The organism is Shewanella inventionis, from assembly GCF_019931735.1.
Classification (GTDB): domain Bacteria; phylum Pseudomonadota; class Gammaproteobacteria; order Enterobacterales; family Shewanellaceae; genus Shewanella; species Shewanella inventionis.
Genome location: NZ_CP082926.1, coordinates 2,807,942 through 2,822,666, shown reverse-complemented (window position 1 = coordinate 2,822,666; position 14,725 = coordinate 2,807,942). Strand labels below are relative to the sequence as shown.

The window sequence follows — 14,725 nt, the reverse complement described above, 5'->3', positions numbered from 1 at the left end:
CCCCAATACAAGCATTTGAGGATGACGGCATAAGGCAACACCTGGATCCCCAATACAAGCACTTGGGGATGACGGCATAATTCGAAGAAAATGCATAAGTGATGACGGCATAAATCAAAAGCAACGCCACCTGCTCCGTCATTCCTGCAATGCTTTTGAGCAGGAATCCAGGTGTTCGCTCTTGGGGATTAAGGCATTGGGCAAAGACAAGGCATAAGTGATGATGGCTTAAAGCAACACCTGGTTCACCATCAACAGAACTCACCAATGGCAGACAAAAATCAAAACAAACACCTCAAAATACCTTAAGTGAATAAGTGCTAAAATCGTTGACAATGCGAACCATCAACAAACTGGTATTACCAAGCTTTAAATCACACCTTACCAAGAATGTTGAATTGTTATAACTTTGTGATGCACATCGAAACCGTAAAAATCAGTGACTCGTATATAAGATTCTGTTTTTTCTATACTAGGAATTAGTTAATTTACATCATACAAACCAAGCCTTATTGCCTATTAACACTGAAGAAACAATCAAAATATAGGCGGCTCAGACCTTGGTATGACAATATTATTATCTTGGTAAAGCAGATTGCAATTATTGGTAACGTGTTATATAAATGTTTATGTTGATTATTACAACAACAATTGGTATACCAGATGGTAATACCAGCTAACAGGTTCTTTGGGGGGAATTATGAAGCTCAATAAAATAAGCGCTATGTTTAGTAGCTCAAAAAATAAAGCCAATAACATAACAATATTTGGCGCAACACTAACAGCATTGTTAAGCATGCCAACAGCGTTAGCCGCTGATGCAGAACAGGTTGCAGCAGAAGAAGTAGACACAAGCGAAATTGAAGTGATTGCTGTACGCGGTATTTTTGGTAGTTTAAAAGCCGCTAACTTGTTAAAACGTACTGATGCTCGTATCGTCGATGCCATCGTTGCAGAAGACATCGGTAAATTACCTGACAACAACATTGCAGAAGCACTTCAACGTATCACGGGTGTTTCTATCGAGTCAGATTTTGGTGTAGGTGAATCAGTTACCATTCGCGGCGTATCAGAAAACCTTATCTTACTTAATGGCCGCTCAACTGCAGGCCCAGGCCGCGGCGGTATCAGCTTAGATGATTTTCCATCAAGCTTCTTAAAAACCGTTGAAGTCGTTAAGTCGCCAACACCTGAAATGATTGAAGGTGCTCTTGGCGGTACTGTTAATATGCAAACGGTTCGTCCTTTAGAACTATCAGACCCTCTTTTTGCATTCACTCTTGATGGTGAATACGCAGACAAAACAGAAAACGTCGCGCCAAACTTTACTGCAGCAATGGGTAAAAATTGGGACCTAGGTGACTCTGGCACCTTTGGTGCTGCTGTTAATATGTCTTATCAAGACCGCGAACTTCGTCGCGACGAATACTTCAATAAAGTCGATTTACAAGACGATATAGATATAGACGGAGACGGCACCGTAGATGTATCAGGCGGACCTAACGGCAAATACCTTCGCCGCACAGAAAGCACAGTTGAGCAAAAAACAGAAGAACGTGAACGTACTGCTTACGGTTTATCTTTACAATGGGCTCCTACCAGCGAAGATTTAAATATCTACGTAGACATGAACGCAACTGAGCTCGATGGTGGACAAGCTGCCTACTCAATCCTTGACGTTGGTGGAACCGTGGTTCCAAGAAGCGATTCGTACTACGACAGTAACGGTCAACTTCATAATTACGATTTAACCGGTGTGTTAACCATTCCAAAAACATGGAGTGACTTTACCACTAACGAAACATCATCACACGCCATTGGTGCAGAATGGAATGTCACCGGCAATATTGAATTATCGGGTGAGTATTCAATTTCAAAATCAGAAGAGCGTCAAGTTGCATCAGAATTTAACTTACGCCCTATCGAGCGCACAGAACCAACATTAAGCCTTGTTACACACACCAGTACAGGCAGTTCAACTAGCGGAAGTGGTATTCCATCTTACGTATTTGCTGATACTGGCATGCTAACTAACCCAGACAATTTAGTATTCCGTGAGTTTTTCCACAAAACGTTAGACACAGACAACGAAGAACAAGCATTACGCTTTGACTTTAAAATCAATGATATTGGCGTAGACTTTGTCACAGCAGTTAAAGCGGGTGTTCGCTTTACAGACCGAGACTATACCGCCAACCGTTTTGACCTAAAACCAAACGGCAACACATTAAAAGATGCATACAAAAATGCTAAAAATTCAGATGGTTTATACAGCCCAACCTGGATTGATAACGCCATTATTGCCGACAGTTTTAAAACCATCAACATGGATAACTCTTTTGACCAAACAGGCATTGCTGGCCAAAACGATTTGCTCACATACAACGTATATGATGCTGAAAAACTACAAGATGCTGAAGCCACATACGCATTAGTACAACAAATGTTAGCCGGAACCACCTATGCAATGGATGGCTCTCTAGCAGACAACATGGTTGAAGATACTGGCGCATACAAAGCCATTAACGAAAAAACTAACGCCATTTACGCTCAATTCCATTTAGACTTTGAAGATATCACAGCCGTGGTCGGTGGTCGTTATATTCAAACCGAATTAGAATCAAGCATCGTTGATTCAATTGACACAAATGGCAATAGAATTCTCACTACAGGTAAAAATGACTACTCAGACTTTTTACCAAGCTTAAACGTAACTTACACTTTATCAGAAGAAACATTATTACGATTTGCAGCAGCAAAAGTTATGCGTCGTGCCGACTTTGATGAGTTAAGCCCTGCACTCTCAATTGATAACTCGTTAGTTACCGGTACTCAAGGTTCTTACCAACTTGACCCATACCGCGTCACTCAATATGACTTCTCAGTTGAACACTACTTTGATGGCGGCGGAATTGTCTCTGCAGCCATATTCTACAAAGACGTGCAATCGTTTACCCAAAGCGACAGCAGCTGTTTAGCAGACTCAAGCACCATTACTGGCCAAAACACCACGCAATGGAACAACATCTGTTTACTTGACACAGCAGGCCAAAGCCAAGGCGATATTGTTAACGCGACAGAAGATCAAGGCTTAGCCTATGTTGATGCAGAAAAAGCAGCAGGCCGTACTGGTATTGTTATCGATACCGACGTCAACGGTGGCAGTGGTGAAGTAAGAGGTTTAGAGCTTGGATATCAGCAGCAGTTTGACTTTTTACCAGGCATTTGGTCAGGCCTTGGTGTTAATGCTAACTATACCTACGCCGACAGTGAGCAACCAGACGGTAACCCATTGTTAAACATTTCTAAGCATACCGCTAACACGCAATTTTACTGGGAAGGCGAAGACCTACAATTACGTCTCGCTTACAACTGGCGTGATCGTTACTTAGATGAACAAACCACTAAACGTGTTCAAACTGTAGGTGCGTTAGGTTACAACGTATTTAACCAAAACGACCCAGCAGCTGATAACTACGACCCAACAGTGGGTAATAGCTATCGTGAAGCCAGAGGTCAGTTTGATTTCTCTGTAAGCTATGACATCAACGATAGCATCACAGTGGTAGCCAATGCGGTAAACCTAACAGGTGAACCAATTGAATACACTACTGAGCTAGGTTCTGTTTGGGCATACAGTGAAGCAGACCGTCGATACACACTAGGCGTGCGCGCTAAGTTCTAATCGACTCACAGTAAAAAGCCTATCAAACGATAGGCTTTTTACTTAACCAACTCTACCTGCAAAGTCACAATGAGTTTTATTAAAATAATACTTACAAAATCAGTGTTTTAACTTAAATAAAATAGCAAAAAAATTACCAATGAAGCGCTAGTTAATTGCAACCCGGTTTCATACCACACGCTAGGCAATATTGAGTGCAAATCGCCTCAACGAGGTGAACCCAATATGCCTCAGTTATTTTAATGGTAATAGCGGTAAACATTAGCTGGCCCAAGGCAAATTTAGCGTTGGTGAGTGACTCAGCATTAATTGATTTAAAGAAAATCTTACCAATATTAATTTTGGTATGTCCAATTACTATAATTGGTTGACAATCTGGTTATAATTTACTAACATTTTGTAATACAAGTTGGTTGCCAATTAACTAGGCATTTTACGTTAAACAAATTCAGCATTAAAGCATCGCATACCTTCTCGCTTGGGTGCGCAGAGTTAGTCTACAGACACGCATTTACTAAAATATTTAGGAGTTAAATATGACAAAACCAGTCATCGGTTTCATCGGCCTAGGCCTAATGGGCGGCAACATGGTTGAGAACCTTCAAAAAAGAGGTTACCAATTAAATGTTATGGATCTTAATAAAGAAGCTGTAGCAACCTGCGTAGCTCGTGGTGCAAATGCAGTGAGTTCTGCAAAAGAACTCGCCGCAGCCAGTGACATTGTTATGTTATGTTTAACCACATCAGCAGTAGTAGAAAAGCTAGTATATGGCGACGACGGGATCCTAGCAGGCATTAAAGCTGGCTCAGTATTGATTGACTTTGGTACATCAATCCCATCATCTACTCGCAAAATTGGTGCAGATTTAGCCGCTAAAGGCGCAGGCATGATTGACGCCCCACTCGGCCGTACGCCAGCACACGCAAAAGATGGTTTATTAAACATTATGGCCGCAGGCGACATTGAAACATTTAATAAAGTTAAACCTGTGCTAGACGACCAAGGCGAAAACGTATTCCACCTTGGTGAACTAGGTGCAGGCCACACTACAAAGTTAATTAATAACTTTATGGGTATGACAACTGTATGTGCCATGTCGCAAGCATTTGCTGTTGCTAAACTGGCAGGTGTAGACCGTCAACAACTTTTCGACATCATGTCTGCCGGCCCATCTAACTCACCATTTATGAAGTTTTGTAAAAACTACGCGGTAGATGGCGTAAGCGACCTAGGCTTCTCAATTGCTAACGCGAATAAAGATTTAGGTTACTTCTTAAAAATGGTAGAAGATCTAGGCACAGAATCTAAAATTGCCGAAGGTTCATCTGCTAACCTACAAGCCGCATTTGATGCAGGTTTAGGTAACGGTAACGTGCCAGAAATCTTTGACTACTTTGTAAAATTAGCTAAATAAGCCTATTGCCCTACAAATAAAAAACCTTTTTATCGGCTTAAGATAAAAAGGTTTTTTATTGTCCAAAATCCCCACGAACGTGATTTTATACCAACCAGGATAAATAAGTGATCGCACTCATATACTGGTTAGTATTAGTCCTCTTTTCTTATCATGTTACGTCGCTGTGCAGAATATTCATCGTTTGTCACTTCAAACGTTGCTATTAACTCATGTAGCCTTTCGCCTAACTTGGTAATATCAACACTCACATGATCGCAAAGCTCAATCGACTGACGAGTGTTTTCAAAGCCTATAAACCTCAAACGAGTAAGAGTTAACAACTGAGGTTAAGTAAACTGCAGGTTGAACTACATTTATCATCAAAAACCGCCACCTTAAACTCTTGTATATGGTGATAATCAAGAGGTAAAATTAACCAAATTCGCCATGGACGCCCAATCATGATTAATGATATTGAAATAGTCGATTTACTTCGTGCGCGGATCCCATCATTTAACTGCAAACCGGGTTGTCATGATTGCTGCGGACCGATCACAACCTCGTCTGCAGAAATGGCTCGTTTACCTGTAAAAACTGCAGCACAACATGAAGCCGCCTTAAAACACTGGAACTGTGTATATTTAGGGCCAAATGGCTGTGAAGTGTACGAAGAACGCCCATTAATTTGTCGCCTGTTTGGCGCTACACCAAGAATGCCCTGCCCAGAAAAATGCCGCCCAGAAGAAATGATCGATCATAAAACCGAGGCACAAATTCACCATTACATCGCCAATACTCGTCAAGTGCTGGTGTAACTCAAAGTACAGCTAACCCGCTTTGTTGTGAGGCTATTATTACCTTCATTTTCTACAAAGATTATTTTCGATTAGCGCTATAAATCAAATTAGTGTTATTTGTTACTCTGTGGTCAATTCTTTATGAGGGCTCACAAATGACAACATCTCTTTTCCAACCCATTCAACTGGGCGATATCACCCTAAAAAACCGAATTGTCATGGCACCAATGACACGTTCACGCAGCTCACAGCCAGGTGATGTACCCAACCAAATCATGGCTGATTATTATCAACAACGCGCCAGTGCGGGGCTAATTATTAGTGAAGGCACACCTATTTCTGCAGTGGGCCGTGGCTACTCGATGACCCCAGGCATTTACACCACAGCACACATTGAGGGCTGGAAACAGGTCACACAAGCCGTACACGCCAAAGACGGGAAGATATTTGCTCAATTGTGGCATGTTGGTCGTCGCAGTCATTCAAGCATTTCAGGCCAACAACCTGTGGCAGCTTCGGCGATAAAAATCCCCGACCAAGTGTTTGGTCCATTGCCAGAAGGTGGTTTTGGGATGATCGAAACCGAGCAACCTAAAGCCATGACACAAGAAGATATCAACAATACCATTAACGATTTTGTGCAAGCCGCTAAAAATGCCATAGAAGCCGGATTTGATGGTGTCGAGATTCATGCTGCACACGGCTACTTGTTTGACACTTTTTTACACATAGAAAGTAATCAGCGCCAAGACCAATATGGTGGCAGTCAACAAAATAGAATGCGCTTTTTATTAGAAACCTTAACCGCAGTAGCTGATGCCATTGGTGGCAATAAAGTGGCCGTGCGACTATCACCGCATGTTATTGAAGGCTTTACAGAAGAAGATCCTGAAATTGTTGAGTTAACACTAGCAGCATTGGCAAACATGGTGAAATTAGACTTAGCCTACGTGCACTTTTCTGAAAACATCTCACGTTACCTTGAGGTGCCAGAATCGTTTCGCCAGCAAGTACGTGAGGTATACCCTAACCCAATCATGATCACAGGCAAGTTAACCAAAGAAACAGCACAAGTCTTGCTTGCCAAGCAGTATGCCGATTTAGTCGCGTTTGCCACGCCTTATGTCACTAACCCAGATTTGGTTGAACGTTTCTACCACAACTGGCCATTAGCCGAATTTGACGCCGACGTACGCCTCACCTTATATGGTGGTGATGCCAAAGGCTACAGCGACTATCCGCAATATAAGGCGTAATAAGTCTTAACCTATACCACTAACGTAATGCTAAAAGCCCAAAACCATAAAGTTTCGGGCTTTTTAATTTCGGCGTTTTTCAAGGTAGTTGTCGCCTAAGCTGTTAAGCTGCTTCTTTTTTGTTCTCTGGGTTTAACTCCACCTCACCGATTTCATCCCAGTTTCTGGTGCCATTTGACCAGCGGTTAGGGTTAATTTTTTGCGATTTTTTGTATAACTCACGGCGTTTTGCCAATATCGCTTTATCTTCACCATGATGACGTTGTGCGGGTGTCACGAATTTGATACGACTATGTCTGTGCTCATTGTTGTACCAATTCGCGAAGTCTTTCACCCAAGTTCTTGCATCTTCAAGGCTTTTAAAGCCTTCACTTGGCCAGCGGTGGCTGTATTTGACCGTGCGAAACAGTGATTCCGAGTACGGATTATCATTGCTGACACCGGGACGACTACGAGAGCCTATTACTCCCATTTCAAGCATCTTGGACTGCATCGTTAAGCATTTCATCGGACTGCCGTTATCTGAGTGCAATACCACGTTTTGTTTAACGCATTTCTCAGCCCAGAGAGTTCGCTCAAGCAACTTTGCAGCATAGTCACCTGATTCACTATCATGAACTTCCCAACCCACAATTTTACGACTGAAAATGTCGATTATCATGTAAAGGTAGAAAAACCGTCCAATCACTGTTGAAGGACAGTAGCTGATATCCCAGGTCCACACTTGATTTGGTCCTGTCGCTGTGTACCCCCTAGGCTTAGCTCGGCTACCTTTAGGTTTTTCTTTTCCTCGATGAGTGAGTTGGTTGTTGGCCTTCAGCACACGATAAAAGCTTGATTCAGAAGCGATATATTGCCCATTATCTGCCAGCATTGGTACTATCTGGCTTGGCCCTAAATTAGCGTATTCTTCTTGATTACTGATAGCTAATATGGCTTGCTGTTCTTCCTCTGTTAGCTTATTTGGGGGCTGGGGTCTATCCGCTATAGGCCTTTTATCACCGATGATTTTACCGCCTTCTTGCCAGCGCTGTAACGTCCGTATAGACAAACCAATTTCTTCACAGGCTTTCTCTTTTCTTGCGCCTGAGGTAACGGCATTATCAATCAAGGATGTGTAATGCAGCCTATCTGAGAGTGAGGTTAACTGTCCTCGTCTTCCCCCCAGTAGGCATTTAACTTTTTTCTTAACACCAATAATGCCGCGGTTTCAGCTAGGGCTGCATCCTTACGTTTTAACTCTTTTTCTAGCTCTTTAATTCGCTTACGGTCGGCTTTTCGCTCTTGGGCTAATTGCTTACGCTGCTGGGCTTGTGTTTGATTGCCTGCAATACAGCTTTGCTTCCATTCTTTAACTTGTTCAGGGTAAAGCCCTTTTTCACGGCAATACTCACTTAACTCAATTTCGCTTAATGCTGCCGTTTCTAAAACAATTGAGAATTTTTGCTCTGGTGACCAACCATCTAAATTATTACTCTCTGCCAAACTAGAACCTACTTTTAAATACTTATCTCGCCATGAATACAAAGTAGATAAGTTGATACTTTCTAGCTTTGCGAATTGGCCTAATGATAAGCCACTTTCAAGGAGCTTTCTAATGACGGCTTGCTTATGCTCTTCTGGATAATGCTTCATTCATAACTAACTTACCGCTCCCTGTTTTATTTTTATGAAAAACTGAGGCGACAACTATCCTGACACAGGGGGATTTGTTAACGTTAAAAATCATAAACTCCACAACAAAAGCTCATCCCTTAATTGTTAGCTATGTAATTCAATTATCAATGGTGACTAAGCAAATTATCTAACCGCCATATAAAAGCATTACTGCTAAAGCTAAACCGATCACACGTCATAACATGATCAACATCTTGGCACTTCAATTAGCACGACTATCTAGTCAACATAATCAATACAGGGTATGGTTACAGCCAATATGTGCACACCAACAGGGATGTCGATTGTTTTCCTATAATATCAATGGCAAAGCCAGCCGCCATTTTACCTATGCAGACCTTATAAACTGCGGCAGCACGGCACAATTGCATCAACTTGAAAACTTATACCATTCCGCATAACTAAGTGATCATTGTTGCCCATTGTCGATGGCACATTTTTTTCACACGCTCTTTATCTTCAATGAATGCATTCCACGCTTCACTACAGGCATCAACTATTGACTCGTAACCTTCAAAGCAACGATTAGCTAACTTATGCTGCCTCAACCAACTCCACACTTGCTCAATTGGGTTTAATTCCGGAGAATAAGGCGGTAGCTTTACGATAGATAGATTCTCAAAATCATCTGCAATATCATTAGCATGCCAACTCGCGCCATCCATAATCACGACAGCATAGCGCCCGCTTGATGTCGCCAAGGAAATTTGTCCTAAGTGTTGTCGCATTACCTCTTTATTGATGCAAGGTGAAATGAAGGCCTCAGTTGCTCCGTTTCTCGGACAAACCGCACCAAAAAGATGGACATACTCGAATTGCTGTTGCCTCACTGCGAGCGGACGGGTACCTTTTTCAGCCCAAAGTTTGGTGGTGGTATTTTGCTGACCAATACGCGCCTCATCTTGAAACCAGATATCTACATCAGCCGGCGACACAAAAACAGGGATGTCAACGATCGTTGACAAGGGGAAGTTTTTTAAAAGCCTCCATGACTTCAACATCTTGTTTCGGATGTTTAGAACGGCTAGAAAGCCAGCTAAATCCGAGTTTATAAAGTATTTTATAGACGTGATTGAGGTGAAACGAAATACCAAACTCGCTCAATATATAGCGTCGTATATCTTGACCAGTGAGTCTACCACCGGCCTCTGATTTGGCAGCCTCTGTCAACATCAGGGTTAACTGTTTGGCTTGCTCGTCTGTTAATCGCGGTGGTCTGCCTGAAGACTTTTTACTCTCAATACCACTTAGACCTTGGCTTAAATAATTGCTGATCCATTGATTCACAATCCGACGACTGACCTTGGTCATAGCAGCGACTTGAGTTCTATTCGCTCCCTCAAGAAAGTGTGCTACGGCCAATAATCGCAAACGCATTCGGGCATCTGCTGTTTGCTTGGATAGCCTGATTAATTCGAAACTGGTGTGTTGTTTCATTGCTAAAAAAGATGAGTAACGGATATAGCAATTAGATCACATTTTTTCGCGGAATGGTATTACCTAAACAGCCCGACACCTGGCGCGCACTCAGTGCATTGGCAACAAGACTGCTTGATCCCATAGTTGACCAATTTGGACCGATAACATTAACCTACGGATTTTGCTCACCAGAACTGGCAAGGCTAATTGCTAAAAACCCCAACCCACACATCGCCCCGCAGCTTGACCAACATTGTGCCCACGAACTGAACAACAAACAGGCACTTATTTGCACACGACTTGGCGCCGCATGTGACTTTATTCTGCCCGCCATTGCCCAACAACCGCAATTGAAAACACATGCCATTACTATGCAACACGTAGCACTGTGGATATGCGAAAACCTAAAGTTTGATCGCCTGTACTACTACGGCAAACACCGCCCACTCCACCTAAGTTTTGGTCCACAACAAAACCAGTTTTTACAAACCATGAAAACCAACCCAGACACCGGCCACCGAGTCCCCTCAAAAAAAGGCCGCGGCCCAAGCGCAATCAGCGTCATAAAACAAGTAGATTATTAACAGAAAAATCAACACCTGGATCCCCAATACAAGCACTTGAGGATGACGGCATAGGGCAAAAGCAATCACACCCTCTCTGAAATTCCTGCAATGCGGCCGACTTCACCCAGCAACGCCCCAACTCTGTCATTCCTGCAATGCTTTTGAGCAGGAATCTAGGTGTTCGCTCTTGGCTGTTAAACAAAAACCCACAAACCCAATCAACACCTGGATCCCCAATACAAGCATTTGAGGATGACGGCATAGGGCGAAGAAAATGCATAAGTGATGACGGTATGTGCCAACCCGCGCTGTCATTCCTGCAACGCCGTCAACTACATCCAACCCAACGCTGTCTTTCCTGAAATGCCCTCAATTCCGTCATTCCTGCAATGCCCTTAATTCCGTTATTCCTGCAATGCTTTTGAGCAGGAATCCAGGTGTTCGTTCTTGGCTGTTAAACAAAAACCCACAAACCAAAGCAACACCTGGCTCCCCAATACAAGCACTTGGGGATGACGGCATAAGGCAACACCTGGATCCCCAATACAAGCACTTGAGGATGACGGCATAGGGCGAAGAAAATGCATAAGTGATGAAGGCATGAGCCAACCTGCTCAGTCATTCCTGCAACGCCGTCAACTACATCCAACCCAACGCTGTCTTTCCTGAAATGCCTTCAATTCCGTCATTCCTGCAATGCCCTTAATTCCGTCATTCCTGCAATGCTTTTGAGCAGGAATCCAGGTGTTCGCTCTTGGCTGTTAAACAAAAGCTCAAATACCCAATCAACACCTGGATCCCCAATACAATCACTTGGGGATGACCGCATAAATCAAATGCAACGCCACCTGCTCCGTCATTCCTGCAATGCTGTTGAGCAGGAATCCAGGTGTTCGCTCTTGGCTGTTAAACAAAAGCTCAAATACCCAATCAACACCTGGATCCCCAATACAATCACTTGGGGATGACCGAATAAATCAAAAGCAACGCCACCTGCTCCGTCATTCCTGCAATGCCCTTAATTCCGTCATTCGTGCAACGACCTCAATTCTGTCATTCCTGCAATGCTTTTGAGCAGGAATCCAGGTGTTCGCTCTTCTGCCGTTAAACAACAGCAAAGCTCACTTTACTAAAGCGTTAAATCGGCACCACGGGGTAATTGGCATCACCCCACAACTCTTTTGGGTGATCCATCATTATCGTGATAATTATCGGTACCAACTGAGATAAAAACATCACGCCGTCTCTAATTTGGTCGCGATTAGCCGAACTTTGCCAGGTTGCACCGCCGTGCACGAGTTGATTTCTTAAGGTGTATAAGCGCTGTAAAATAATTGAGGCTAGTGCATCAGTCGACTTGTTAGCCAGTGCATGATTTGCCGCCACTTTAGCTTTAGTAAACCGGGTTTGCCATTCCACCTCAGTGATTTTACCGTTATGAAAATCCCAAAAAGGTTGAAACACAAATTTATTGGCTAACAACACCCTAATGCTGGATGAAAACTCACTCCAAAGCAGATTATAAATCTGGTTGTGAGTATCAAGATTGACTAATTTATTGATAAACTTAGAAAACGCTTCAGACTCTGTATGCCTTAATACTTCTGTGTCTTGTGCATAAGCGGCATTAAACGCGATCCAAAGAAATATAAACTGGCTGTCTTTGTCTTCACATTTTTCAGACTTATCTAACCAACTTAACGCCCGGTGCACCCTTAACGCCAAACCTTCACAAAACTCACCACGAACCTGCCGCTGTTGTTGTTTTAATGTGTGATACTTCATTCCAATATCCTTATCCGAAATCATATACTGCATAAATAGCAAAAAACCAAATAGGCTTATAAGCAACATTACAGCATCTTAACAATTAAGCTATCAATTTTTATCTTGTATCACCCTGTTAATTATACAAAATAACCGTTATCGTTAAGACATCACAAAATGAGTAAATCGCGTTATTCATTAAAACAAGCCTTAGTTTTATCGGCTACATAATGCTGTTAAACCAAACACGTTTAATATTGCGAAACAACCGCTTACACTGGCCATCGAGTTAACCACAAAAGGCTATGTCCGACTTTAATCAGCGTCATAGAACAAGTTGTTTATTCACAAATTAATACAGAAGTATGTATTAGGTATTTCTTGATTATTGCTAACTATGAAAAACAAGGCTAATCACATCAAAAATATTGTTAAAAAACATATACATTTTCGACTTTTATGAGTATAAACATCCTTGTTGTTTTACTAGTTAACAGCATTTTAATAAAGGAATATTTATGATGTTTGGTTCATTAAAAAAAGTCCCCCTTCGCAATGTATGGTCACATGAAGCGCTAGACTTTACACCTTGGCTTGCAGCAAATATCGATTCATTAGGCCAAGCATTAGGTCTAGAATTGGAGCTTATAAAGGAAGAAGCATGTGTTGGAGATTTTTCGCTGGATTTGCTAGCAAAAGATCTAAGTACATCAAAAGTTGCGATTATTGAAAACCAACTGACACAAACAAACCATGACCATTTAGGAAAATTGTTAACATATGCAGCAGGTTTTGATGCTTCATTTGTTATCTGGGTTGCTGAATATATCCGAGAAGAACATCGCCAAGCCCTAGAATGGTTGAATAATAGAACCGATACAGAAACACAGTTCTTTGCTGTGGTGGTTGAGGTTTTAAAAATTGATGACTCAAAACCTGCTTATAATTTCAAACCGATTGTTTTCCCAAATGAATGGCATAAAAGTAGAACAAAGCGCTCAGCCTCAAATCAAGCTAGTCCTAAAGGTGAAAAATATCGTAATTATTTTCAATCTTTAATTGATGAATTGCGTGAAAAATATCATTTTACTTCAGCTCGAGCTGGTCAACCGCAAAATTGGTATGCATTTTCTTCCGGTATCAGCGGTTCATCATTTGGTGCTAATTTTTGCCAAGGCAGTAAAGTAAGGACTGAATTGTATATTGATAGAGGTGATGCAGATCAGAATATGCAGTTGCTTCAATATTTGGAAAAAAACAAAACAACTATTGAAAATGAATTCGGTTGTGCTCTTTCATGGGAAAGTATCGAAGGAAAAAGAGCAACAAGAGTAGCGATTTATAAAGATGGTTCAATTGAAAAGAGTTCAGCTGCTGAACTAGAACTAATCACCCAATGGCATATAAAAAATCTATTAAAATTCAAGTCTGTCTTTACTAAACATTTAAAGACATTTGATCATCTGAATATTAATACGTTGATAGACTAATTACCTTTTTGCGATATCATAACAATATGAGTTTTCGAGCGCATTGAAAGACTTAAAACAACAAATCATAGGCTTAGTTATGTCTACCATCGAATTCTACGATACAAATTCACAGTTTTTTTTTGACTCTACTGTTAATGCTGACGTGAGCGAACTTTACCACCCTTTTATCCAACACCTACCGTTGGGAGCGCGTATATTAGATGCTGGTTGCGGGTCTGGGCGCGACAGTAAAGCATTTATTGAAATGGGATTTAAAGTCACCGCCATTGATGCCAGTCGCGAACTCGCTAAAGCTGCAGCTGAGTTAATTGGTCAACCCGTTTTGGTATGTCGTTTTGATGAAATAGACAAAACTGAGCAATTTGATGGTATCTGGGCTTGTGCCTCTTTACTTCATGTAGAGGCAAACACCCTGCCCGCTACTTTTTTACATTTAGCCAGTACCTTAGTAGCAAACGGCGTATTTTATTGTTCTTTCAAGTATGGCGATCAAGAGCGAGTCCATAATGGTCGTTTCTTTGCTGATGCTAATGAAACACTGTTACTGCAATGGATTGAACATACAGGTTTATCGATAAAACAAACATGGATAACAACAGATGTTCGCCCTGGTCGTGAAAATGAAAAATGGCTAAATGCCATTCTTATTAAAGCTTAATAAACAGAGA

10 protein-coding genes are annotated in these 14,725 nt (G+C 41.8%); 7 read left to right on the top strand and 3 right to left on the bottom strand.

Going from position 1 to position 14,725, the window contains the following annotated elements; all coding sequences use genetic code 11:
- The first annotated feature begins 700 nt into the window (after positions 1-700).
- The 4 genes from K8B83_RS12535 (at position 701) to K8B83_RS12520 (ending at position 7,135) form a co-directional block, all read left to right on the top strand.
- Positions 701-3,685, top strand: a complete 2,985-nt coding sequence (locus tag K8B83_RS12535; protein ID WP_188741127.1) for a TonB-dependent receptor — start codon at positions 701-703, stop codon at positions 3,683-3,685.
- A 536-nt stretch (positions 3,686-4,221) separates the two neighbouring features.
- Positions 4,222-5,100: an NAD(P)-dependent oxidoreductase gene (locus K8B83_RS12530; RefSeq protein WP_188741128.1), complete on the top strand. Its 879-nt coding sequence runs from the start codon at positions 4,222-4,224 to the stop codon at positions 5,098-5,100.
- 443 nt (positions 5,101-5,543) lie between these two features.
- A complete protein-coding gene (locus K8B83_RS12525; protein WP_188741129.1) occupies positions 5,544-5,897 on the top strand; it encodes a YkgJ family cysteine cluster protein in 354 nt (117 codons plus the stop codon).
- A 137-nt stretch (positions 5,898-6,034) separates the two neighbouring features.
- Positions 6,035-7,135, top strand: coding sequence for an alkene reductase (locus tag K8B83_RS12520; RefSeq protein ID WP_188741130.1), 1,101 nt, complete (start codon positions 6,035-6,037; stop codon positions 7,133-7,135).
- 103 nt (positions 7,136-7,238) lie between these two features.
- On the opposite strand, the gene K8B83_RS12515 is transcribed toward K8B83_RS12520, so the two are convergent.
- Positions 7,239-8,770, bottom strand: a protein-coding gene (locus tag K8B83_RS12515; RefSeq protein ID WP_223417374.1) for an IS3 family transposase whose coding sequence is annotated in 2 segments (ribosomal slippage) — positions 7,239-8,308 and positions 8,308-8,770 — 1,533 coding nt in all. Because the reading frame shifts where the segments join, the coding sequence is not laid out codon by codon here.
- 443 nt (positions 8,771-9,213) lie between these two features.
- Positions 9,214-10,249 (bottom strand): IS630 family transposase gene (locus K8B83_RS12510; RefSeq protein WP_398409063.1). Its coding sequence is split into 2 segments (ribosomal slippage): positions 9,214-9,783 and positions 9,785-10,249, totalling 1,035 coding nucleotides; the frame shifts between segments, so codons are not numbered across the junction.
- A gap of 53 nt (positions 10,250-10,302) precedes the next feature.
- Between K8B83_RS12510 and K8B83_RS12505 the strand changes: the two genes are divergently transcribed.
- Complete coding sequence (locus K8B83_RS12505) at positions 10,303-10,815, top strand: hypothetical protein (protein WP_188740464.1); 513 nt, start codon at positions 10,303-10,305, stop codon at positions 10,813-10,815.
- Positions 10,816-11,934: 1,119 nt separating this feature from the next.
- Here the strand turns inward: K8B83_RS12505 and K8B83_RS12500 are convergent.
- Entirely contained in the window at positions 11,935-12,582 is a 648-nt protein-coding gene (locus K8B83_RS12500; RefSeq protein WP_188740465.1) for a HEPN domain-containing protein, read from the bottom strand.
- A 500-nt stretch (positions 12,583-13,082) separates the two neighbouring features.
- Between K8B83_RS12500 and K8B83_RS12495 the strand changes: the two genes are divergently transcribed.
- Both K8B83_RS12495 and K8B83_RS12490 read left to right on the top strand, forming a co-directional pair.
- Complete coding sequence (locus K8B83_RS12495) at positions 13,083-14,054, top strand: DUF4268 domain-containing protein (protein WP_188740466.1); 972 nt, start codon at positions 13,083-13,085, stop codon at positions 14,052-14,054.
- A gap of 79 nt (positions 14,055-14,133) precedes the next feature.
- Positions 14,134-14,715 (top strand): class I SAM-dependent methyltransferase, encoded by a 582-nt coding sequence (locus K8B83_RS12490; protein ID WP_188740467.1) that lies wholly within the window; start codon positions 14,134-14,136, stop codon positions 14,713-14,715.
- Positions 14,716-14,725 lie beyond the last annotated feature (10 nt).